Raw genomic sequence first — 24883 nt, forward strand, 5'->3', positions numbered from 1 at the left:
AACCTTCTCCCAATTCTTAAATTAATATATATGCAAAATGTAAGTGCTTACATTTTATCACATCGGGGGAAAATATGATATACTGTTTTCTACGATTTTATTCGGTACAGAGGTGATTATATGAATAAGAATAATAACCTGACAAAGAGAATGCTGGACTTTATTTACAGCAGTCCGACAGCCTATCACGTTGTGGACAACATAGCGGCAGATCTTTTGAAAAGAGGATTCACTGAGCTCGAGGAGGACAGTGCCTGGAAGCTTACAGCCGGTGACTACTTCGTTCGCAGGAACGACTCCGCAATAATCTCTTTCAGGATTCCTAAAAAGAGCTTTAAAGGCTTCCACATGATAGCCAGTCACAGTGATTCACCGTCCTTCAAGATCAAGGAAAATCCCGAGATGAAGGCCGGAGCATACATTAAGCTCAACGTCGAGAAATACGGCGGAATGCTGTGTGCAGAGTGGTTCGACAGACCGCTTTCCGTTGCGGGAAGAGTTGTTGTAAACAACAAGGGCAAGGCTGAGACAAGGCTTGTGAACATAGACAGAGATCTTTTGATGCTGCCGGCACTTGCTATCCACATGAACAGGGAAGCCAATGACGGCATGAAGTATAACGCTCAGAATGACATGCTTCCTATCTTCGGTGATGATGGGGCTGCCGAGAGCTTTTTTGCCCTGATCGCCATGGAGGCAGGGGTTAAGAAAAAAGAAGATATCCTGGGACACGACCTGTTTTTGTATAACAGAGTAAGACCTGTATTCTGGGGCGCTAACGAGGAGTTCATCGCAAGCTCAAGGCTTGATGATCAGGAGTGCGTATTCTGCAGCTACGAAGGCTTTGTAAATTCCAAGGCAAAAGACTATGTGGCCATGCACTGCGTCTTTGACAACGAAGAGGTTGGCAGCGGAACCAAGCAGGGAGCGGATTCCACATTCCTTAAGGATACACTCGAGAGGATATGCGACGGACTTGGCAAGACAAGGGAGCAGTATCATATGGCAGTTGCAAACAGCTTTATGATTTCTGCAGACAATGCACATGCAGTTCATCCTAATTATGCAGACAAGGCAGATCCGGTAAACAGACCTGTCATGAACAAGGGTATTGTCATTAAGTACAATGCCAATCAGAAATATACAACCGATGCGGTTTCAGCCGCTGAGTTCAAGCTTCTTTGCAAAGAGGCGGATGTGCCGTATCAGACCTTTACCAACAGATCGGATATGCCGGGAGGATCAACACTGGGCAACATCTCTACAGCACAGGTTTCTGTTAACACAGTAGACATAGGACTTGCGCAGCTGGCTATGCATTCACCTTATGAATCTGCAGGCAGCAGGGATCCGGAATATCTCGCAGCAGTTTCAAAGGTCTTTTATAACAAGTAATTCAGGGGAGTTTTAAATGGGAATTTTTAGTATTTTTGGAAACAAGAAAAATGAGGAAGCGGCTGAGCAGGAGCTCGAACAGGTAAAGGTAGAGCAGAAAGCCAAAGCCATTGAGGAGGCCAAAAAGGCACATGAGGATATGGAGTGGCCTGTGATTGGCCGCATCAATCCTATAAATACAGCGGGCGCCGAGGATGACAGGATTGAGGAAACTGTTCCTGCAGATAAAAAGGATGAGATCGGCGCTATGATCTATGAGGAAGATATAGATCAGGATTATGTAAATGGGTTAAACGGACAGGAGCTTATATTTCTTTTGACAACTCTTGAAGCATTCAACAAGAAAGCTCCGCTTCCGGGGTTTGACAAGAACCACAGGCTCATCTACAACGAAGTTCTTCGCAGAGTCAGGGATGCAGAATATCTCTATGTTCTTTATGATCAGACAACAGGTTTCCCTTTCATAGATCAGGGATTTGCAAATGTTTATTATGAGCAGGAGCTTGCTGAAAAGGCAGCTGAAATCTATAACAGGCAGTTCAGAAAGCTTGCAGTCAGAAAGTGCCAGATCGAGGATCCCAACTACAAGGGCGGCGGCAAGTTCGGATTCTTTGATTATCTGTACTACATCGGTATAGAGAATCTGATCGTGGACAATGGCGGATACAGAGCAAGATTCAAGAGAAGTGAGATTATTGCAGCTCCCGGTGAGTGGGGCGGCGCTGAGAACAGGCCTGAGCCTGTAAACTCTGCACTGAACTTTGCCATGATAGATTTCCTCGAGGAAGTCAGATGGCCTGTTAAATATGAGAAACGTGATCAGATATTGAAAGCAAAAGAAATGCGAATGCTTTCTTTAATAAGAAATGCTCAGCTTCTGGTTCCCACACAGCATGAGGGACCCACAGAAACAGATGAGAACGGCAGGATCAAGATTGGCAAGGACACCAAGCTTAAATTTATGGTGCTCAAGACTCAGGAAGACAAGCAGTTTCTTCCCGTATATACAGATCCTTTCGAATTTGCCAAGAAGGGCGTGACCAAGGACTGGAATGCCGGAGTATTCAGATACCAGGATGTCATCCGCTTTATCCAGGACAGAGAGGGCATTGTAGTCAATCCCCTCGGCCAGAGTCTTGTACTTACCAAGGACAGGATCATGGCTCTGGAAGTTGCCGGCAAACAGGCCGAAATGCTTCGCGCCCAAAATCAGGCAGGCAAGGCAGCAGCTGCATCCGCAACCGATGCTGTAACCGCGGCTGTTAACCAGGCTATGTCCGAAATGCGTAAGGAAGACAAATAATTATTTGCTTGTTTATGTACGTTTATTAGTCTAAAATTGAAGTATAGTCCCGTTTGTAGGTTTGAAATTTTGATTTCAAGAAGGAGCGGAAATACATGCTTGATCGCTTAATAGGAGCTTACCTTGTTGAACAGGGCGTTCTTACCAAAAGTCAGCTGGTGCAGGTTTATAGCAAGCAGGAATCTGATCGCGCCAAGCTGGGCGTTATTGCTGTGGCTGAGAAGATGATGACAATTGCTCAGGCAGAGCAGGTCAATATGCTTCAATCATCAATGGACAAGCGTTTTGGAGATATAGCTGTCGAGAAGGGATATCTTACCGATATTCAGGTACAGAGGCTTTTGGGGCTTCAGGGTAATACCTATCTGACGTTCCTTCAGTCTGTTGTCGATATGGGCTTTCAGACTATGGAACAGCTGGAAAACATTGAGGCTGATTACCAGAAGGCAAACGGCTTTACAGAGAGCGATATGGCTGCTCTTAAGACGGGGGACGTTGAGAAGGCGGTGCCTATTTTCCTAAACAGCGATGACCCGGTATTTGGCGGAATGTTCGCCATGGGCATTAAGAATATGTACAGACTGGTTGATAACCATGTTTATGTTGGGAAGGCATATACCTCGAGAGTGCTCAAGGATGAGGTCCTAGGCTACCAGAAATTCCATGGGGATCAGCAGGCGGTGGTTGCCATTTCCGGCAAGTATGAAGATGTCAGAAAGATGGCTATCGCATATACCAAAGAAGAATTCATCGAGACCAGAGAGGATGCTCTTGATGCAGTGTGTGAGCTTATAAACTGTATCAACGGTCTCTATGCATCGGAACAGAGCAGGAACGATTCCAAGATAGAACTTGAACCACCTAATTTCTCCGTCAGCTTTGCACAGGCCAGCAGCGACGAGATGATCGTCATGCCGGTTTATATCTCAGGCGGAGAGGTAAAATACATTATTGCAGTGTCTAAAGATATTTTGATTGGATGAAATACAGGAGGCACGTGAATGAAGAACGTATTAATAGTAGATGATTCAAGAACTTCAAGAAGAATCCTTAAAGACATTTTGGAGAGAGCCGGATATAATATAGTAGGTGAAGCTATAAACGGCAAAGAAGGATTTACACAATACGCTAAACTCCAGCCTGATATCGTCACAATGGACATTACAATGCCCGAAATGGACGGTATTGAAGCTTTAAAGCACATCAAAGAGGACTTCCCTGATGCCAAGGTTGTTATGATAACGGCAGCAGGACAGAAGGACAAGATGATGGAAGCTGTTAAGCTTGGAGCAACAGAGTTCGTTTCAAAGCCTTTCGTAGAGGAAACGGTTCTTGAGGCTTTGGAGCACTGCGAAAAGTGATGTGACAGACTACGTAAATTTAAGCCGAGGGCTATGCTCTCGGCTAATTTTATAATATGAAGGAAGAGGATATGAGCAGAAAGGTTTTGATAACCGGCGCATCCAGAGGAATAGGAAGGGAGATAGCAATATCTTTTGCGGGGAATAAAGACAATCTGGTACTGTGCTGCAAGAATAATATCGATGATCTAAAGGCTCTGGCGGTTGAACTCTCAGAGAAATACGGAATCATGTGCGAGGCATATGTCTGCGATGTTTCTGATCCTGATTCGGTAAAAGAGCTTTATGACAAGGCCGGGGATGTGGATGTTATTGTCAACAACGCTGGAGTTGCGCATATAGGTCTTTTGACAGATATGGATGTAACCGATTGGAAGAGTATTACAGGTACCAATCTGGACAGCCTCTTTTACACAAGTAAGTTCTTCGTTCCGGGCATGATAAGAGCCGGAAGCGGAAGGATTATCAATATCTCTTCAGTGTGGGGAGCTGTGGGAGCTTCATGTGAAGTGGCGTATTCTGCAAGTAAAGGCGGAGTAAACGCTCTTACGAGGGCTCTGGCAAAAGAGCTGGCACCCAGCGGAATTTCAGTGAATGCCGTCTCCTGTGGAGTCATCGACACGGATATGAACAGGAAGCACCTTAGTGATGAGGAGCTTGAGGAACTGTGCGAGGAGATTCCCATGGGAAGAATGGGAGAAGCTGAGGAGGTTGCAAGCCTTGTACTCATGGTAAGTCAGGCACCGATCTATATGACGGGACAGGTTATAACAATTGACGGTGGATGGTTATAAAAAATACTTTACAAAATTAAGTTATGTGATACAATTCAATTGTACACAATCGAAATAAAACAATAAAACTATAAATCACGTTTTCAAAAGGAGGTAATCCATTATGTATGATCTTATAATTATCGGTTCAGGACCTGCAGGTCTTTCTGCTGCAGTATATGCCAAGAGAGCAGGATTCAACATGCTTATTATCGAGAAGAACCCTGTAAGCGGCGGACAGATAATCGACACTTATGAAGTAGATAACTATCTGGGAATTCCCGGAGTAAACGGTTTTGATCTTGCAATGAAGTTCAGAGAGCATGCAGACAAGCTTGGCGCAGAGTTCGCTGATGCAACAGTCACAGCCATTGAGACAATTGACAAGGGCTCCGATACCAAGGCTCCTGTATATAAGGTAGTAACCGATAACGGAGAGTTTGAGACTCATACAATCATTCTTGCAACAGGTGCACATCACTCCAAGCTCGGAATCCCCGGAGAAGAGGAATTCATCGGAAAGGGCGTTTCATACTGCGCTACCTGCGATGGAGCATTTTACAAGGACAAGATCACTGCTGTTAACGGCGGCGGAGATGTGGCTGTTGAGGATGCAATCTTTCTGGCAAGATTCTGCAAGAAGGTTTACCTTATCCACAGAAGAGATGAACTCAGAGCAACCAAGATACTTCAGGATGAGCTCTTTGCCCTTCCTAATGTTGAAGTAATCTGGGACAGCGTAGTAAAAGAAATAAAGGGTGAGGATACTGTTACAGGTCTTCATATAGAGAATGTCAAGGATCATTCGGAATCAGATATTACAATTGATGGAATATTTGTTGCAATAGGTATACATCCATCCACAGACCTGTTCTTAAACGTTATAGACTGCGATGAACAGGGATATGTAATTGCGGGTGAAGACGGTGCAACTTCTGCCCCCGGCATATTTGTTGCAGGTGATTCCAGAAAGAAGCGTTTAAGGCAGATTGTTACTGCAGTTGCTGACGGTGCAAATGCTGTAACTTCAGTTCAGGATTTCATGGTCGGTAAGGAAAAGTAATGCTTTTCTTGACAAAATTTAAGATGTGGCGTATATTTTTAAAAGATGTAACAAATTCGTAACAAATTTGGAGGTTAGTTTTGAGAAAGCCATTTGTGCAGCTTACTGCTTTATCTATGGTAGCTGCAATGACATTTACAAACTTTAACATCACAGCATACGCTTCATCTAATAAAGTAACAAGTGTACTGCCACAGGCAGGTATTACATATGCTCTAGGAAGCAATCAGGTATCACTTTCAAACCTGCAGGAAACTGTAGAAACTGAGAAAGCAGAGGAAGAGGCCTCATCAAGTACCAGTAAGTCAGCAGCCACAACAGAGGCTGTTAATTCAAGCGATACAGTAACTAATGTAACACCACTTGCGTCTACTTTGACAAACAGTATTCTTTCTGATATTCAGAATGCTACCGGTGCTATCATCAAGAATTCCGGAACAGAAGAAGTGGCAGAAGCGGAGGAGTCTGAGGACGAGCTTTTCAAGACTCTTGTAATCGCCAAGGTTCACGATTATGTCAATGTTCGTGATCTTCCCAGCGAAGAGGATGGCGAGATTATCGGTAAGCTCTACGACAAGTCGGTTGGTACCTTCATTGAGGAGGACAACGGCTGGTACAAGATCAAGTCAGGATCAGTTGAAGGTTATGTTAAGGCTGAGTACTGTGTAACCGGTGATGATGCCGTTGATCTTGCTAAAGAGGTCGGAACCAGAATCGCTACCGTAACCACTACAACACTTAAGGTTAGAGGCGGTGCAAGCCTTGACGCCGAGGTGCTTGGTCTTGTTCCTATCGAGGATCAGCTCGTAGTAGAGGAAGAGCTTGACGGATGGGTTAAGGTTAGTATCGAGGAAGGTGACGGTTACGTATCAATGGATTACGTAACACTTTCCACAGAGTTTGTTAAGGCGGAGTCCAAGGCAGAAGAGGAAGCTCGTCTTGCCAAGGAAAGAGCAGCTTTAGAGGCAGCTAACAAGGCAGCTAAGGCAAATACAAAGAGTTCAAGCGAGTCAAGCGGAACTAAGAGCTACAATTCCGCAGGATCATATACAACAGCTACAAGTTCAATCGGTTCAGCAGTTGCTCAGTTTGCTCAGCAGTTTGTCGGCAACCCTTATGTATATGGTGGAACATCACTTACAAACGGTGCTGACTGCTCAGGATTCGTAATGAGTGTATACCAGAACTTCGGTATAAGTCTTCCTCATTCTTCCGGTGCTGACAGAAGTGTTGGTGCAGCAGTTGACGGACTTGCAAATGCACAGCCCGGTGATATCGTATGTTACTCAGGTCACGTTGCTATCTACATCGGTAACGGCCAGATTGTACATGCTTCAACAGCCAAGACCGGTATTAAGATCTCAAACGCAGATTACAGAACTGTTCTGGCAGTTAGAAGAATATTCTAAAAGAGAGAAATGCATGAATATAGAAATAGAACAGCTCGAGTTTACTCGTGGCTGTTCTATTTTTTATTCATATATGGCGAACGCCATGAAACGAGGAACAAGCGAAACGGTTCCGAGTTTGCATTTCTCTCTTTTGCACATAAATATAAAAGTCAACATAAAATCATCACTTTTTTTTAATAAATTTTTTAAAAGTTATCCACAAGATTGGGGATAAAAAGCGCGTTTTTTCGACTTATACACGAAGTTATCCACATTATCCACAGAAAACGTTATCTAAAAGCTAATTTTGCACAATAGAAAGCAGAAGTTATTTTTTGTGCATTTTATACAAAAGAGCCATCTTCAATTTGCACCTGTATGTATATCAATGTTATAATGTTTTTAACACAAATATGTCCTGATTGGGCGAAGTAAAGGGGATGATTGCATGAAATTTACTATCGTTGGAAAGAACATTGATGTAACACCCGGATTAAAGGCAGCAGTTGAGGAAAAGATTGGAAAACTGGAGAAGTATTTCACTCCCGACACTAATGCTAATGTCACACTGAATGTGGACAAAGAGAGACATAAGATTGAGGTAACCATTCCTGTAAAGGGCAAGATCATCCGTGCAGAGCAGGTCAGCAATGATATGTACGTATCAATCGATCTTGTTGAGGAAGTAATCGAGAGACAGCTCAAGAAGTATAAGAGCAAACTGGTTGACAAGCAGCAGGCTGAGGCCAGCAACTTCAAAAAAGAATATCTTGAGTCAGACTACATGGATGACGAGGATATCCGCATCGAGCGTATGAAGAAGTTTGATCCCAAGCCTATGTATGCTGAGGATGCCTGTGTACAGATGGAACTTCTCGGACACAACTTCTTTGTATTTGTAAACGCAGAGACAGATCAGGTTAATGTAGTTTACAAGAGAAAAGGAAACACCTACGGACTCATTGAACCTGAAGGTTGATAAAGTGCACATAGGATTCCGTTAATTAAATATCAATTCATAGATTTTTAATAAAATAGCTCCCACCCGGGAGCTATTTTTGTTGCATTTGACTAAGTGCTATGATACAATAAATCTGTTCTGATAAAAATTTGTCAATCGGTTTCAACACAGGTTTTTGCAGAAGAAACTTAATAAAAACTGGGATCAGAGAGTCCCCAAAACGGAGGTAATACGTTATGGCACAGAAAGTGGTTATCGCTGGTGCAGTAAGAACTGCTATCGGCAAAATGGGTGGAGCACTCAGCAATACTCCAGCAGCAGAACTTGGTTCAATCGTAATCAAGGAGGCACTTAATCGCGCAGGTGTTAAGCCTGAGCAGGTTGACGAAGTACTTATGGGATGCGTTATCCAGGCAGGACTTGGACAGAACGTTGCAAGACAGGCTTCTATCAAGGCAGGTCTTCCTATTGAGACTCCAGCAGTAACTCTTAACGTAGTATGTGGCTCTGGTCTTAACTGTGTAAATATGGCAGCTGACCTCATCAAGGCAGGCGAGGCTGATATCGTAGTAGCAGGCGGTATGGAGAACATGTCAATGGCTCCTTACGCACTTCCAAATGCACGTTTCGGATATCGTATGAACAACGGAACAGTTGTAGATACAATGGTAAACGATGCTCTTACAGATGCATTCAATCACTATCACATGATGATTACAGCAGAGAATATCTGCGACAGATGGAACCTTACAAGAGAAGAGCTTGATGAGTTCTCAGCTAATTCTCAGCAGAAGTGCGAGAAGGCTCAGGCTTCAGGCGCATTTGACGATGAAATCGTACCTGTACAGGTTAAGGTTAAGAAGGAAATGGTAGAGTTCAAGGTTGATGAGGGACCTCGTGCCGGCACAACTGTTGAGACTCTTGCTAAGCTTAAATGCTGCTCAGGTAAAGAGGGCGGACTTGTAACAGCAGGTAATGCATCAGGTATCAATGATGGTGCTGCTGCAGTAGTTGTTATGAGCGAAGAGAAGGCTAAAGAACTTGGAATCAAGCCTATGGCTACATGGGTAGGCGGAGCTCTTGCAGGTGTTGAGCCTGAGATCATGGGTATCGGACCTGTTGCAGCAACCAAGAAGGTTCTTAAGAAGACAGATCTTTCACTTGATGATATCGATCTTATCGAGGCTAACGAGGCATTCGCAGCTCAGTCAGTTGCAGTTGCCAAGGACCTTGGATTTGATATGAGCAAGGTTAACGTAAACGGTGGTGCTATTGCACTCGGACATCCTGTTGGAGCATCAGGATGCCGTATTCTCGTAACTCTGCTTCATGCAATGGCTAAGAGACCTGAGGCTAAGAAGGGTCTTGCTACACTTTGCATCGGTGGCGGAATGGGATGCGCTACCATCGTAGAGAAGTACGAAGGCTGATCATATAAATAATTGTGAGCATGGTCTGCGGGGCCTGAAAACCCTGCAGACTATTGTCACGTTTAAAAGGAGGCAAATAGAATGGGTTTTGTAAATTGTGAAGTGAAAGACAAAATTGCTGTAATTACCATCAACAGACCTGAGGCTCTCAACGCACTGAACTCACAGGTTCTTGATGACCTTGAGGCAGCTTTTGACGGTCTTGACCTCGAAGTTGTAAGAGCAGTAGTTCTTACAGGTGCAGGTGAGAAGTCATTTGTTGCAGGTGCTGATATCGGAGAGATGAGCACTCTTTCAAAGGCTGAGGGAGAAGCTTTTGGTAAGAAGGGTAACGACATCTTCCGTAAGATTGAGCAGTTCCCGGTTCCTGTAATTGCTGCAATCAACGGTTTCGCACTTGGCGGTGGATGTGAGATCTCAATGAGCTGCGATATCCGTATCTGTTCAGACAATGCTATGTTTGGTCAGCCTGAGGTTGGTCTCGGAATCACACCGGGATTTGGCGGAACACAGAGACTTGCTCGTCTTATCGGAGCAGGAATGGCTAAACAGCTTATCTACACAGCAAGAAATATCAAGGCTGACGAGGCTTACAGAATCGGTCTTGTTAATGCAGTATATCCTCAGGAAGAGCTCCTTGCAGCTGCTGAGAAGATGGCAAACCAGATCGCTGCCAACGCTCCTATCGCTGTAAGAGCATGCAAGAAGGCAATCAATGATGGTCTTCAGGTTAACATCGATGACGCTCTTGTAATCGAGGAGAAGCTCTTTGGTTCATGCTTCGAGTCATACGATCAGAGAGAGGGAATGGCTAACTTCCTTCGTAAGAAAGATGACCCGGCTAAGGTTAAGGTCGTTGACTTCCAGAACAAGTAACTTCAATCAAAATAGAAAAATCAAATTAGGAGGAATTAGAAATGAAAGTTGCTGTAATTGGCGCAGGTACAATGGGCTCAGGTATTGCTCAGACATTTGCTCAGGCTGAGAGCGTAGAGAAGGTTTATCTTTGCGATATCAAGACTGAGTTTGCAGAAGGCGGATTTGCTAAGATCAAGAAGGGTCTTGATAAGCAGGTTGCTAAGGGAAAGAAGACTCAGGAAGAGGCTGATAAGATCACAGGTAAGATCCAGACAGGTCTTAACGACATCTGTGCAGATGCTGATCTTGTAGTTGAGGCTGCTCTTGAGGTTATGGATATCAAGAAGAATCTTTTCAAGGAGCTTCAGGACAACATCGTTAAGAATCCTGATTGCATCTTTGCATCAAACACATCTTCACTTTCAATCACAGAGATTGGTTCAGGCCTTGCAAAGCCTATCATCGGAATGCACTTCTTCAATCCTGCTCCTGTTATGAAGCTGGTTGAGGTTATCCAGGGTGCTAACACTCCTGATGAGTATGTTGACAAGATCAAGAAGATCTCAGAGGATCTTGGCAAGACTCCTGTTCAGGTTAACGAGGCTGCAGGTTTTGTAGTAAACAGAATCCTTGTTCCTATGATCAACGAAGGTATCTTCGTATATTCAGAAGGCGTTTCAGATATCGCAGGTATCGACACAGCTATGAAGCTTGGATGCAACCATCCTATGGGACCCCTTGAGCTGGGCGATTACATTGGTCTTGATATCGTTCTTGCTATCATGGATGTACTTTACTCAGAGACAGGTGATTCCAAGTATCGTGCTTGCCCTCTTCTTCGTAAGATGGTTCGTGGTAAGAAGCTCGGCGTTAAGACAGGAATCGGCTTCTACAACTATGCAGATGGAAACAAGGTTCCTACTGATAAGTAATAACTCATAAATAATAAATTTGGAGGTTTAAATCATGGATTTTCAGCTTGATCAGCAACATGAAATGGCGAGAGCTCTTTTTAAAGAGTTTGCAGAAAAAGAAGTAAAGCCAAACGCAATAGAGGTTGACGAGACAGAAGTATTCCCTATGGAGACCGTTAAGAAGATGCAGAAGTACGGCTTCATGGGTATCCCGATTCCTAAGCAGTACGGCGGACAGGGATGCGATCCTCTTACATACATCATGTGTGTAGAGGAGCTTGCAAAGGTATGTGGTACAACAGCAGTTATCGTATCTGCTCACACATCACTTTGCTGCGATCCTATCATGACATACGGAACAGAGGAGCAGAAGCAGAAATACCTCGTTCCTCTTGCAAAGGGTGAGAAGCTCGGTGCTTTCGGTCTTACAGAGCCTATGGCAGGAACAGACGCTCAGGGCGTTCAGACTAAGGCTGTTCTTACAGAAGACGGTAAGGAGTGGGTTCTTAACGGATCAAAGTGCTTCATCACAAACGGTGAGGTTGCAGATATCTACATCATCATCGCTTACACAGATATCGTAGAAGATAAGAGAGGCAGAAAGCAGAAGAAGTTCTCAGCATTCATCGTTGAGAAGGGAACACCCGGATTTACATTCGGAACCAAGGAGAATAAGATGGGTATCCGTGGATCTTCCACATACGAGCTTATTTTCCAGGATTGCCATATTCCTGCAGAGAACCTTCTTGGTGCTCGCGGAAAGGGCTTCCCTATCGCAATGCACACTCTTGACGGCGGACGTATCGGTATCGCTGCTCAGGCTCTTGGTATTGCTGAGGGTGCACTCGACAGAACAGTTGAGTACGTTAAGGAGAGAAAGCAGTTCGGTAGAGCTATCGGTGCTTTCCAGAACACACAGTTCCAGCTTGCTAACATGGCTACACAGTGTGAAGCTGCAAGACTCCTTGTTTATCAGGCTGCTGATGCAAAGAAGAATAAGGATGTTTACTCAGTAGAAGCTGCTAAGGCTAAGCTCTTCGCAGCAGAGGTAGCAATGGATGTAACCACAAAGGCTGTACAGCTTCACGGTGGATACGGCTACATCAGAGAGTACGAAGTAGAGAGAATGATGCGTGATGCTAAGATCACAGAGATCTACGAGGGTACATCTGAGGTTCAGAGAATGGTAATCTCTGGTGCATTACTTAAGTAAATCACATCTGATGAATAATAGAAGGAGACGATAAAATGAAAGTTGTAGTTTGCATTAAGCAGGTCCCTGATACAAAGGGCGGCGTAAAGTTCAAACCCGATGGAACATTGGATAGAGGTGCAATGCTTGCAATCATGAATCCTGATGACAAGGCAGGACTTGAGGCAGCACTTAGATTAAAAGATCAGTATGGCGCAGAGGTTACAGTTCTTACAATGGGACTTCCTAAGGCTGACGCTGTACTTAGAGAAGCTCTTGCTATGGGCGCAGACAAGGCAGTTCTTGTAACTGACAGAGTACTCGGCGGCGCTGATACATGGGCAACATCATCAACAATCGCAGGCGCACTCAGAAACCTTGAGTATGATCTCATCATCACAGGCCGTCAGGCTATCGATGGAGATACAGCTCAGGTTGGACCTCAGATTTCTGAGCATCTTGGAATTCCTGTAATTTCTTATGCAGAAGAGATCAAGGTTGATGAGAAGGCTAAGACTGTTGAAGTTAAGAGACAGTTCGAAGACAGATACCACATCGTTAAGGCCAACATGCCTTGCCTTGTAACAGCTCTTTCAGAGCTCAACGAGCCAAGATACATGACACCGGGTGGAATATTCGATGCATTTGATCAGGAAGTTACCGTTTGGGGCAGAGCTGATCTTAAGGATGTAGACGATTCTAACCTTGGACTTAAGGGTTCACCTACACAGATTGCAAAGGCTTCCGATAAGGTTAAGAAGGGTCAGGGCGAGAAGGTTGCTCCTGATTCAGCAGAGGAAGCAGTTGATTACATCGTAGGCAAGCTTAAGGAAAAACACGTTGTACTTTAAATTTTAATTGTAAAGGAGAAGAGTCATGTCTTTAGAAGAATATAAAGGTGTATTTATCTTTGCTCAGCAGGTAGATAACGAACTTTCCGGTATCGCTCTTGAGCTTCTGGGCAAAGCAAAGAGTCTTGCAGAAGACCTTGATGAGAAAAAAGTAACAGCAGTACTTCTTGGAAGCGGTGTTAAGGGACTTGTAGACAAGCTTGCAGAGTACGGTGCTGACAGAGTTATCGTAGTAGATGATCCTGAACTTAAGGATTACAGAACAGAGCCTTACACACATGCTCTTGCATCTGTTATCAAAGAGTTCAAGCCTGAGATCCTCCTTGTAGGTGCTACAGCTATCGGTCGTGACCTTGGCCCAAGAGTATCTTCAAGAGTACACACAGGACTTACAGCTGACTGTACACAGCTCGATATCGGAGATTTCCCTCTCGAGGCTGTAGAAGGCAGAGAGCAGAAGCACAAACAGCTTCTTATGACACGTCCTGCATTCGGTGGAAACACAATCGCTACTATCGCATGCCCTGACTTCAGACCTCAGATGGCTACTGTACGTCCCGGTGTTATGCAGAAGATCGATCCTATCAAGGGCGCTAAGGCAGAGGTTGTTGATTACAATCCCGGATTTGAGAAGAACGACTGCTACACAGAGATCGTTAAGATCGTTAAAGAGACATCAGCAGTTGCTGATATCCAGGCAGCTAAGATCCTTGTATCCGGCGGCCGTGGTGTTGGTTCACCTGAGAACTTCAAGATTCTTGAAGAGCTCGCAGAGGTTGTTAACGGAACAGTTTCCTGCTCTCGTGCAGTTGTAGATTCAGGCTGGAAGCCCAAGGATCTTCAGGTTGGACAGACAGGTAAGACAGTTCGTCCTCAGCTTTACTTCGCAATAGGTATCTCAGGAGCCATCCAGCACGTAGCAGGTATGGAAGAGTCAGATATCATCATTGCTATCAACAAAGATGAGAACGCACCTATCTTTGATGTTGCTGACTACGGTATCGTAGGCGACCTCAACAAGGTAGTTCCTGCTCTTACAAAGAGACTTAAGGAAGAACTCGCAGCAAAAGGCTGATCAATGAAATAATAATTCAAGGCGAGAGCCGCACAGTTACTGACTGTGCGGCTCTTTTATTTTTAGTTTAGAAAATGTTTTTGAATTCTTAATTAACATCTCTTTACTGAATAGTAAAATAAATCTGCTCGCGGTTTTACACGTAATTACGAATTGATATAGTCGCAATTAACAAAATAACAAAATGTGAGGTGGACGAATGAGAAGATCAACAAAGGCATTGTTATCACTTATTGGCACTGCAGTATTAGTACTTGGAGTTGTGGCTGATTTTTCTGCTTTGGATGTAAAGGCGGCAGATTATGAGAAGTATTATGACGAAAAGGGGTATGGTGATTTTTCGATTGGGCAGGTAGACGAAGTGAATTCTTCGAATACAATAACGACAAGTGCTTTGGGACCTTCGGCTGAGGAAATTCAGCAGAACATGATAACAGCTCAGGCAGCAGCTGACAGACAGGCATTGGTGAAAGAGGGTTCTAAAAGTGAGCACCGTACAGTAATAAGTTCGGATGGAACGGCGTCCTATAGTAATCTTAATGGGCTTTATCTAGTCGATAAAATAAAGGGCATTGCATATACTCCTGCAGGTGCTGACGCTGAAAAATACTATTGCGTAGCATATGAGACTGATGCAGGTAAGAATCCGGCAGCAATTGCAGCAGCTACAGATGCTGCAAAGAGTGTTAATGCAGTTGTAGGACCTTCCGTTGTATTCGAGTACGGTAAGGTTGAAGGTGATAATGTAGTTAAGAGTGGTGAAGCAGCTGAGGGAACCATGAAGATGGGACTTAAGCCATCCTTTGCAGGAGAAGGAGTTAAAGTTGCCGTTGTCGCTGTATATCCCGGAGGAGAGGTTAAGATCCTCGAGGATACAGACGACGATCCTACAACAGTAACCGTAAATGTTCCGGCGACAGACAGTTCGCTGGTAATGTATACGATTATTAAATATAACTGATTATGTTATGAAACAAATGTGAGGTAAACAAATGAGAAAATCAACAAAAACATTAATTGCACTTATTGGAACAGCGGTTGTAGCACTTGGAGTTGTTGTTAATTATACCGGTGCTGACGAGGTAAAAGCCTGGACCGGTCCGGACGGCGAATACTATGCCAGGTCTAATGAATATTACGAGCGCTTACATGGACTTGTAGAGGACAATATTGAGACGATTGTAGATCAAACTGTAGAAGTTACAGACCAGACACCGGAGGCTGTAAATCCAACACCTGAGGCTGCAGATCAAACAGCAGAGGTTGTAAATCCAACACCTGAGGCTGTGCAGCCGGATTCACAACCTTCACCGGAAGAGGTTCAGCAGGAGAGAATAACTGCACAGGCAGCAGCTGACAGACAAGCTCTTATTGATGAGGGTAGTAAATTAGAACATTACTCTGTCGTAAATTCCGATGGTATGGCGGAAATCTCTAAACTTATGGGAATGTATCTGGTCAATGATATTAAGGGTATTTCTTATAACCCTGCAGGTGGGTATGATGCGAGCCTCTACTGCGTTGCATATGAGACTAATGCATCAAAGAGCCCGGCAGCAATTGCAGCAGCTACTGAGGTTGCCAACAGCGTTAATGCGATTGTGGGACCATCAGTAAATTTCCAGTACGAAAAGTATCAGGGTGGACAACTTGTGAAAAGCAGCAAGGCTGCAGAAGGAACCATGAAGATGGGACTTAATCCTTCGTTTGCAGGTGAAGGCGATAAGGTCGGTGTAGTTGCTGTATATCCCGGTGGAGCAACTAAGATCTTTGATGACACTGATAACGATCCTTCAACAGTAACTGTAGATATTCCTGCAACAGACAGCTCACTGGTAATGTATACACTTATTAAGTATAATTAAATATGTGATGCTAAGGCTGTCACACATCATGTGTGGCAGCCTTTTTTGATATATGCTGTTACGATTCGGGGTGGAACTAGTGAGTTGTAAAAGAGTTGATCAAAAAATAGTAATAGGCATAGCACTTGTTGTCTATCTGATCATGGCTGTGTTGTATGTCGGAAGAGTATATCCGTTTGACATTCTTCCTGATGAATTTGGGTACTGGCAGAATGTAGCCCTCATAAGAGGCCTTGATTGGAAACAGGTCAGTGCTCTTGGCGATTATTATTCATATGGATATAGCTTCATTCTTTTGCCGATTCATCTTTTGGCGGATTCTTCTCTGGCAGCCTATCGCATAGCGGTTTTACTGAATCTGATCATGCTGCTTATTTCGGGGATAGTGCTGATGAAAACAACGGATGCAAATCCTTGTTTCTGCCTGATCTACCCTCCGCTTGTTTACTATGCGCTGACTACTATGAGCGAGGCGTTCCTGTTCATGATCTTTACTCTTGCGCTGTTAGTCTTAAAAAGATATCTCCGGAGCAGGAATACGACAGATGGAGCCTTGCTGATTGTTCTTCTTGTATTTCTTTTTACAATCCATATGAGGACCTTACCTCTATTGGTTGTCGCACTACTTCTTCTCAGGGATAAAGACGGGGAAGATAAGAGTGGTAAAAAGAGATTCATCGGCCTCTTTATTCTTGCGCTGATATTATTTGTACTGGCCCTCTATGCCGGACTAATTTTCCAAAAACCGATAATAGCAGCCAACGGCTCGGCTAGAACGGGCTTTTATGCGGTTCTAAAGAGATTTGGAAGATTATATTCGCTAAACGGCTTAAAGCGCTTTTTACTTGCTGTTATTGGAGAGGTCTTTTACATCGGAGCTGCGAGCCTGGGACTTGGATACATCGGGCTTATTCGCGTCATAAGGAAAGTAAGAGAAAAACAGGATTTTGAGTATTTCTATCTTGTTTCTTTTATTTGTGAGATGGCGTTGTCAGCTCTTTTCCTGTATATGAGTGAATCCTCATTGTCGGTTATTTATGGAAGGTACATAGATTTTATGGTGCCGGGGCTGATGCTGTATGGTGTATGCGAAGTTAAAGAAAAGGGTCTTGAGAAAAGACATTTTCTCATACTGATGGTGACATTGGCAATCGCAGCTATTTTGGTGATCTCCGGCCTGATTACATACGGTAGGGCGGAATCTCTGTTCGCATTAGGAATAAACTATTTTCTTGTAGAAGAGACATCTCCTGTTGTAATGATAGCTATAGCATGTCTGTCATGCTGCGTGGGACTGGTTGGAATGCTTGTCGCCGGTGCCTTAAGAGAACGCAGAGAAAAGGTGACAATTATATTTGGCGTATTTTCTGCGATCTTCATCGCATTTGCCTTTTATATTGGCGGTGATATGGTAAATAGCAATATGAGTTATTCCAAAGAGAATGTAGAACTTGCAGACCGGCTGAAGGATACAGGGGATGATAAAATCTTTTACATATATAGCGAAGATCAACCGGCTGTTCAGATACTTCAGTTTATGATTCCGGAAAAGCCAATCAATGTTGTAAAGACAGTGGATGAGATAACCGGATACGATATTATGAGCGACAATTATATTGTTGTCCCTGCCTATGATATAATTAACAATCAGTTAAGTGATAAATATGAACTTTATGATGAGACCAGAACCTTTAAGGTTTGGAAATAACTTAAGACGGAGAGAACTATGAAAAGCATTTTGGATTACGAGACAGTTTCACTTATCGATGAAGATGACGCTCTGGAGATAATTGACCAGACATTGCTTCCGGGCAAAATAGAGATTATCAGACTTCACACAGCAAAAGAGATATGGGATGCGATTTACCTGCTTCAGGTAAGAGGCGCTCCGGCCATTGGAGTAAGTGCCGGTATGGGACTTTATCTTTTGATGAAGCATTCTAAGGCTACAAGCTACGATGAATTTATAAAAGAGCTTGATGAAAAGAGTGATTATCTGAATTCATCACGCCCTACTGCGGTCAATCTGTCATGGGCATTAAAGCGCATGAAAGCCCACGTAGAAAAAGTCTATTCGGAAATGACCCCTAGGGACGGAGTCAAGGGACCATTTTCGGGTGCGGATTTCGAGACAGTTCGTGCTGAGTTGATAAAGGAGATGCGCGATGAATGCCTTCGCATCAAGCAGGAAGACATTGACGTCTGCAGGAGAATCGGAGAGTACGGCGTAACTCTTGTTAAGGACGGAGACGGAATCCTCACTCACTGCAATGCCGGACAGCTCTGCGCCTGCAAGTACGGAACAGCTACAGCACCTATGTATCTGGCTCATGAAAAAGGCTACAACATCAAGGTTTACTGTGATGAGACAAGACCACTCCTTCAGGGAGCAAGACTTACTGCTTTTGAACTGCATTCTGCAGGAATTGATACAACTCTTTTGTGCGACAACATGTCTGCATCACTGATGAAGAGTGGTGCGATAAATGTTATCTTTACCGGATGCGATAGAGTTGCAGCAAACGGAGATGCTGCCAACAAGATCGGAACGAGCATGGTTGCTCTGGCTGCTAAGAGATACGGAGTGCCTTTTTATATCTGTGCTCCCACTTCAACCATCGACATTAACACCAAGACAGGTGACGACATTAAGATCGAGCAGAGAAAGCCCGAAGAAGTTACCGAGATGTGGTACAAAGAGCGCATGGCTCCGGAAGGCATTAACGTTTACAATCCTGCATTCGATGTGACTGACAACGAGCTTATCGCAGGTATCGTAACCGAGTATGGTATACTTCATGCTCCATACGATGAGGCTATACGAAAGCTCTTTTCAGAGATAAAAAAGTAACTACCGATCGAAGGATAATTTATAAAATTTCATCCCCCCGGGGGGCTTGTACGCCTGTGTACAGACCAATATACTGAACTAGTGATTTGAATAATTATCAGTACCGGAGGGGGACAATCTTATGCATATGGCAGACGCTTTAGTGGCACCTGCAGTTGCCGGAACAATGTATGTTTTATCGGCATCAGCAGCAACAGTATCAGTAAAAAAGGTAAGAGAGGAAAGTGATCCCAAGAAGATCCCTGTGATGGGGGTTATGGGTGCATTTGTTTTTGCGACACAGATGCTCAATTTCACGATTCCCGGAACAGGCTCATCGGGACATCTCTGCGGAGGCATGATGCTTTCAGCGCTCCTGGGACCTTACGCAGGTTTCCTTACCATGATAGGAGTATTGCTGGTTCAATGCCTGTTATTTGCTGACGGAGGACTGCTGGCCCTGGGCTGTAATATATGGAATATGGCCTTTTACGGGTGCTTTATAGGGGCTCTCCTGATATGGAAGCCAATAATGAAGAAGGGAGCAAGCAGAGCTAAGATTGCGCTCGCATCTATCCTTGGATGTGTTCTTACCTTGCAGCTTGGTGCATTCTCTGTTACACTGGAGACTCTTGCTTCGGGAGTTACAGAGCTGCCGTTCTCGGTATTCCTTGCAACAATGCAGCCGATACATCTTGCTATCGGATTTGTTGAAGGCCTTATAACAACGGCAGTACTTATATTTGTACATGAAGCAAGACCTGAGCTTTTATGGGGTGTTGGCGAGAGCACAGAAGCTAAAGAAGGAAAGCTCAGCTTTAAAAATACAATTATCGTAATAGCTATTCTGGCAGCTCTTGCAGGTGGAATTGTATCTCTATTCGCATCTGCATTCCCTGACGGCCTTGAGTGGTCAATGGAGCAGGTTGCAGGAACAACAGAACTTGAGGCGGATGGCGGTGTTTATGACACGGCAGCAGGAATTCAGGATGCCACATCTCTTTTACCTGATTATGCATTTAAGGACAGCGAATCAGCAGCGGGAACCAGCTTCTCGGGAATTGTGGGTTCACTTGTTGTAGTTGGCGTCATGGTTGGCGCAAGCTATGCCTTCAGATTCTTCAAGAAGAAAGAAGAACCGGGTTCTGCCAATGCCTGATGTGGCAGGAGTTTTATGCAGTCTATTGAAAAACAGCTACATGAAATGAATAAGCTTCAGAATCTGCAGCAGCGTTCTCATTGGATGAACAACATTCATCCTCTGGGGAAGCTGCTTGTTTGCGTTATCTATATTCTTACGGTGGCCTCTTTTAACAAATACGATCTTTCGGGAATGATCATGATGGCAGTGTTCCCGGCCTTTGGCTTTATAGCAGGGGAGCTGTCCTTCAAAGAGGGCATCTACAGAATGAGACTGATCCTTCCGCTGGTACTGTTTGTGGGAGTGTTTAATCCGTTTTTTGACAGACAGGTGGTGGTGGAGGCAGCTTTTTTCCCGGGGCTTAAGATAACGGGCGGTATGATCTCTATGCTGACTCTGATGCTAAAGGGGTTCTACAGCATACTTTCCGCATATATTCTCATTGCCACGACATCAATTGAGCAGATCTGCTACGCGCTGAGACTGTTGCATATTCCGAAGGTCATAGTGATCGTTATACTGCTGATATACAGATACTTTGGACTCATGGGAAATGAGGCTGACAGGATAACTACAGCATATATGCTCAGGGCGCCGAAACAGAAAGGCATTAATTACAGAGCCTGGGGGACACTGGTTGGACAGTGGCTTCTAAGGAGCATGGACAGGGCCGGGAATGTTTACGAGAGCATGATGCTCAGAGGCTTTAAAGGGGATTTCAGTGTGCAAAAGAAATCTCCGAAGAATTTTGACCATGCATACACGCTGATTTGGATCATCACGTTTATAGTTATCAGATTTATTGTTTGATTGGGAAGGGAAAAGAATGCATACCGGAATTCACGGAGAACTGCTGAAAATAAAAGATCTGAGTTTTGCTTATGAGGATGGAAACAAGGTTCTGGACGGCCTTAATCTCACGGCTCATGACGGCGAGAGTATCGGAATTGTCGGTGCCAACGGAATAGGCAAATCAACGCTGATGAAGCTGCTTGTGGGGCTCTATCTGAACTACGGCGGAGTGCTTGAAGTGGCAGGACATCCTGTGAACAAAAAGAACCTCAGCCACATCAGGGAGCATGTAGGATATGTGTTCCAGGATTCGGATTCGCAGCTGTTCTTGTCCACAGTAGAGGAGGATGTGGCCTTTGGACCACAGAACTACGGTCTTTCAGACGAAGAGGTGAAAAGACGTGTCGACGAGGCTTTAGAGAAGGTCCATATAACTCATCTTCGCGATAAGCACAATTACAAGTTATCGGGCGGTGAGAAAAAGCTTGCAGCCATAGCAACGATACTGTCGATGGAGCCTGACATCATAATCATGGATGAGCCATCTATAGCTCTTGACCCCAGAAACAGGCGCAATCTTATCGGCATATTGAATGAGATACAGGCACTTAAGATCATCACATCGCATGATCTTGATTTCATAATGGATACCTGTTCGAGAGCTCTTTTGCTGGATGAAGGACGCATTATAGCGGACGGCGGTGTGAAGGATATCCTCACGAACAAAGAGCTTTTGGAAGAACATGGTCTGGAGTTACCATTAAGCATGACTCGAATGTAGTGACAAGAGGCGGAAGTAGCATGACTTCCGCCTTTTCCTTTTGTGAAAATTGTCTTAAATACGTTGAGTAGTATACTTGCAAGTGTTAAAATATATTTGTATGAGTGTCGCTATAGGCACCAACTAAAACACTTACATAAAATCATGGAGGAAAATAAAATGGCAAGAAAAGTAGTTTTGGCGGGAGCATGCAGAACAGCGATCGGAACTATGGGAGGAGCACTTTCAACTACTCCGGCTCCGGCACTTGGAACAATTGTTATTAAGGAAGCACTGAAAAGAGCCGGTGTAAAGCCGGAACAGGTTGATGAAGTATATATGGGCTGCGTTATTCAGGCAGGTCTTGGACAGAACCCGGCTAGACAGGCAGCTATAAATGCGGGCATTCCCGTTGAGGTTCCCGCAACAACTATTAATGTACTTTGCGGATCAGGCCTTCACTGTGTCAACCTCGCAGCTAAGCTGATCGGTATGGGCGATGCAGACATAATCGTAGCCGGTGGTATGGAGAACATGTCAATGGCGCCTTACCTTATGCAGCAGGGACGTTACGGATATCGTATGGGTTCCGGAGAACTTCAGGATGCCATGATCAAGGACGCTCTGACAGACGCTTTTGGCGGATACCACATGGGAATCACAGCTGAGAATATTGCTGAGCAGTGGCATCTGACAAGGCAGCAGCTCGATGAATTTGCTGCATGGTCACAGAACAAGGCTGAGAAAGCTATTGCAGAGGGCAAGTTCAAGGAAGAGATAGTTCCTGTAGAGATAAAGAAAAAGAAAGAGACCATTATTTTTGATACAGACGAAGGCCCGAGAAAGGGCGTTACAGTAGAAGGCATTTCACATCTTAAGCCTGCTTTCAAGAAGGATGGCGGTGTTGTTACAGCTGCAAACTCATCTGGAATCAATGATGCTGCATCAGCTATCATCGTTATGAGTGAGGAGAAGGCAAAAGAGCTTGGAGTTAAGCCTCTCGGTACATGGATTGCCGGAGAACTTGCGGGTGTAGAGCCAAGCATCATGGGTATCGGTCCTGTTGCAGCAACACAGAAGGTAATGAAGAAAGCCGGATATTCAATCGGCGATTTCGATCTTATAGAAGCAAATGAAGCTTTTGCGGCACAGTCAGTAGCTGTACAGCATGATCTTGGATTCAGTAATGATGTACTTAATGTAAACGGCGGAGCAATCGCACTCGGACATCCTGTTGGATGCTCAGGAAACAGAATCCTGGTTACTCTTCTTTATGAGATGCAAAGACGCGACGTACATAAGGGACTGGCCACATTGTGCGTCGGCGGCGGAATGGGATGCGCAGCAATCGTAGAACGTTGATGGAGGCCATATGGCAGATCGCTCAATACTAGTTGTTGATGATAACGAGATCAACAGAGGCATACTTGGTGAGATTTTCAAAGACAAATACAATATCCTTGAAGCCGGAGACGGTGTCGAGGCTCTTAAAATGATGGAGCAGAATGAAGGTAAACTTGCTGCTGTTCTGCTTGATATCGTCATGCCTGAAATGGATGGATACCAGGTGCTTGAGGAGATGGGGCGGAGAGATAACTTAAACGATGATATTCCCGTCCTGATGATCACTGCAGATACTTCAACAGAGGCGGAACGTGCCAGCTACCAGAAAGGTGCAGCGGACGTTATCCACAAGCCCTTTGATCCTGTTATCGTAGACAGACGTGTGTCCAGAAATATTGAACTCTACGATCACAAGAATCATCTGGAGAACCAGATTGATGACCAGACGAGAGTTTTGAAAAAACAGTTTGTCTATTTAAAAAAGCAGGAGGAGAAGCTTCGAAACAGCAATGAGAAGGTAATTGATACCATTGCGACCATAGTGGAATTCAGAAGTATGGAGTCCAGCTATCACCTGAAGAGGATCAAGGGATTTGTAAGAATCCTGGCTCTGACCGCAATGAACAATTATCCGGAACTTGGGCTGACACCGCATCTGATTGATGTTATTACGCAGGCATCGGCAATGCATGATATCGGCAAGATTTCCGTTCCTGATTCAATTCTGCTAAAGCCGGGCAAGCTTACCAACGAAGAATTTGAAGTCATGAAATCTCATACTACACGTGGAAGTGAGATCATAGAGATGCTTAAGGATGTTCAGGACAAGGAGTACTACGACATGTGTCTGGATATCTGCAGACATCACCATGAAAGATATGACGGAAGAGGATATCCTGACGGACTTAAGGGTGAGGAAAACTCTATCGGAGCTCAGATGACTGCTCTGGCGGATGTATATGACGCACTTGTAAGTGATCGTGTCTATAAAGCAGCTTTTCCTATGGACAGAGCCTATGAGATGATCAAGAACGGAGAGTGCGGAGCTTTCTCGGAGTTGCTTCTGGCATGCTTTGAATTTGCCAGATCTGATATGGAAAAACTGGTCAACGAGACCAAGGCTGCTGAGGCGGCAGAGAAGAATGCATAAAATTCTTGACAAAGCCATTCGGCATGAATATAATATTATTTGTTGCCGATATGGCTCATGTGCGTGTAGCTCAGCTGGATAGAGCGTCTGGCTACGGACCAGAAGGTCGTGGGTTCGAATCCTGTCACGCACACTGAATATGAAAAGCGATTACATCTTTTGATGTGATCGCTTTTTTATTTTTCTTTTTATAATTTTTGGGCTCCAAAACCACCATGGAAACTGAAAAGTATAAAAATAATCTAAAATTATAACTAAAGGTTTCATATGCTGTGAAAACGCTAACATTAAAATATGCACAAATCTAGCCTTCAAATTTTGTTTATTAATTAGTCATAATGTTGAAATTTTCTTTCGATTTCCCCTTGTTTTCGCCAAAGTGCTTATGTTAAGATAAATTCACGTTAAATAATAATGTAAGCGTTTACATTATT

At 44.3% G+C, this 24883-nt stretch carries 23 protein-coding genes and 1 tRNA gene; all 24 read left to right on the forward strand.

The window, feature by feature from the left end; all coding sequences use genetic code 11:
- Positions 1–120 precede the first annotated feature (120 nt).
- A complete protein-coding gene (locus tag G590_RS0107295) occupies positions 121–1395 on the forward strand; it encodes a M18 family aminopeptidase (RefSeq protein ID WP_022765020.1) in 1275 nt (424 codons plus the stop codon).
- 16 nt (positions 1396–1411) lie between these two features.
- On the forward strand, positions 1412–2698 hold the full coding sequence (locus G590_RS0107300; RefSeq protein ID WP_022765021.1) for an SseB family protein: 1287 nt from the start codon (positions 1412–1414) through the stop codon (positions 2696–2698).
- 95 nt (positions 2699–2793) lie between these two features.
- Positions 2794–3681 (forward strand): chemotaxis protein CheX, encoded by an 888-nt coding sequence (locus tag G590_RS0107305; RefSeq protein WP_022765022.1) that lies wholly within the window; start codon positions 2794–2796, stop codon positions 3679–3681.
- Positions 3682–3699: 18 nt separating this feature from the next.
- The gene (locus tag G590_RS0107310; protein WP_022765023.1) at positions 3700–4059 is read left to right on the forward strand and encodes a response regulator; all 360 of its coding nucleotides are present in this window, start codon (positions 3700–3702) and stop codon (positions 4057–4059) included.
- Positions 4060–4130: 71 nt separating this feature from the next.
- Complete coding sequence (gene ymfI / locus G590_RS0107315) at positions 4131–4853, forward strand: elongation factor P 5-aminopentanone reductase (protein ID WP_026494005.1); 723 nt, start codon at positions 4131–4133, stop codon at positions 4851–4853.
- Between the two features lie 103 nt (positions 4854–4956).
- Positions 4957–5895, forward strand: coding sequence for a thioredoxin-disulfide reductase (gene trxB, locus G590_RS0107320; protein WP_022765025.1), 939 nt, complete (start codon positions 4957–4959; stop codon positions 5893–5895).
- An 80-nt stretch (positions 5896–5975) separates the two neighbouring features.
- Positions 5976–7304 (forward strand): C40 family peptidase, encoded by a 1329-nt coding sequence (locus G590_RS0107325; protein WP_022765026.1) that lies wholly within the window; start codon positions 5976–5978, stop codon positions 7302–7304.
- Between the two features lie 430 nt (positions 7305–7734).
- Positions 7735–8265, forward strand: coding sequence for a ribosome hibernation-promoting factor, HPF/YfiA family (gene hpf, locus G590_RS0107335; protein WP_022765028.1), 531 nt, complete (start codon positions 7735–7737; stop codon positions 8263–8265).
- 218 nt (positions 8266–8483) lie between these two features.
- Positions 8484–9677 (forward strand): acetyl-CoA C-acetyltransferase, encoded by a 1194-nt coding sequence (locus G590_RS0107340; protein WP_022765029.1) that lies wholly within the window; start codon positions 8484–8486, stop codon positions 9675–9677.
- 81 nt (positions 9678–9758) lie between these two features.
- Positions 9759–10553, forward strand: a complete 795-nt coding sequence (locus G590_RS0107345) for an enoyl-CoA hydratase-related protein (protein WP_022765030.1) — start codon at positions 9759–9761, stop codon at positions 10551–10553.
- Positions 10554–10594: 41 nt separating this feature from the next.
- Positions 10595–11467, forward strand: coding sequence for a 3-hydroxyacyl-CoA dehydrogenase family protein (locus G590_RS0107350; RefSeq protein WP_022765031.1), 873 nt, complete (start codon positions 10595–10597; stop codon positions 11465–11467).
- Between the two features lie 34 nt (positions 11468–11501).
- Positions 11502–12662: an acyl-CoA dehydrogenase gene (locus G590_RS0107355; RefSeq protein ID WP_022765032.1), complete on the forward strand. Its 1161-nt coding sequence runs from the start codon at positions 11502–11504 to the stop codon at positions 12660–12662.
- Positions 12663–12697: 35 nt separating this feature from the next.
- On the forward strand, positions 12698–13492 hold the full coding sequence (locus G590_RS0107360; RefSeq protein WP_022765033.1) for an electron transfer flavoprotein subunit beta/FixA family protein: 795 nt from the start codon (positions 12698–12700) through the stop codon (positions 13490–13492).
- A gap of 25 nt (positions 13493–13517) precedes the next feature.
- Positions 13518–14567 (forward strand): electron transfer flavoprotein subunit alpha/FixB family protein, encoded by a 1050-nt coding sequence (locus tag G590_RS0107365; RefSeq protein WP_022765034.1) that lies wholly within the window; start codon positions 13518–13520, stop codon positions 14565–14567.
- Between the two features lie 199 nt (positions 14568–14766).
- Positions 14767–15528, forward strand: a complete 762-nt coding sequence (locus G590_RS0107370; RefSeq protein WP_022765035.1) for a hypothetical protein — start codon at positions 14767–14769, stop codon at positions 15526–15528.
- Positions 15529–15559: 31 nt separating this feature from the next.
- Positions 15560–16432, forward strand: coding sequence for a hypothetical protein (locus G590_RS0107375; protein WP_022765036.1), 873 nt, complete (start codon positions 15560–15562; stop codon positions 16430–16432).
- Positions 16433–16511: 79 nt separating this feature from the next.
- Positions 16512–18140: a hypothetical protein gene (locus tag G590_RS0107380; RefSeq protein ID WP_022765037.1), complete on the forward strand. Its 1629-nt coding sequence runs from the start codon at positions 16512–16514 to the stop codon at positions 18138–18140.
- 18 nt (positions 18141–18158) lie between these two features.
- Positions 18159–19283: an S-methyl-5-thioribose-1-phosphate isomerase gene (gene mtnA / locus G590_RS0107385; protein ID WP_022765038.1), complete on the forward strand. Its 1125-nt coding sequence runs from the start codon at positions 18159–18161 to the stop codon at positions 19281–19283.
- A 121-nt stretch (positions 19284–19404) separates the two neighbouring features.
- The gene (locus G590_RS0107390; RefSeq protein ID WP_022765039.1) at positions 19405–20421 is read left to right on the forward strand and encodes an energy-coupling factor ABC transporter permease; all 1017 of its coding nucleotides are present in this window, start codon (positions 19405–19407) and stop codon (positions 20419–20421) included.
- A 15-nt stretch (positions 20422–20436) separates the two neighbouring features.
- Positions 20437–21213, forward strand: coding sequence for a cobalt ECF transporter T component CbiQ (cbiQ, locus tag G590_RS0107395; protein WP_022765040.1), 777 nt, complete (start codon positions 20437–20439; stop codon positions 21211–21213).
- 16 nt (positions 21214–21229) lie between these two features.
- Positions 21230–21976 carry an energy-coupling factor ABC transporter ATP-binding protein gene (locus G590_RS0107400; protein ID WP_022765041.1) on the forward strand — a complete coding sequence of 249 codons (747 nt, stop codon included), beginning with the start codon at positions 21230–21232 and terminating at the stop codon, positions 21974–21976.
- A gap of 159 nt (positions 21977–22135) precedes the next feature.
- A complete protein-coding gene (locus tag G590_RS0107405; RefSeq protein ID WP_022765042.1) occupies positions 22136–23317 on the forward strand; it encodes an acetyl-CoA C-acetyltransferase in 1182 nt (393 codons plus the stop codon).
- A gap of 10 nt (positions 23318–23327) precedes the next feature.
- Positions 23328–24449, forward strand: a complete 1122-nt coding sequence (locus G590_RS0107410) for an HD domain-containing phosphohydrolase (protein WP_022765043.1) — start codon at positions 23328–23330, stop codon at positions 24447–24449.
- A 59-nt stretch (positions 24450–24508) separates the two neighbouring features.
- A tRNA-Arg gene (locus G590_RS0107415) sits at positions 24509–24582 on the forward strand.
- Positions 24583–24883 lie beyond the last annotated feature (301 nt).

The sequence above is a fragment of the Butyrivibrio sp. XPD2006 genome (genome assembly GCF_000420865.1).
Taxonomy (GTDB): Bacteria; Bacillota; Clostridia; order Lachnospirales; family Lachnospiraceae; genus Butyrivibrio.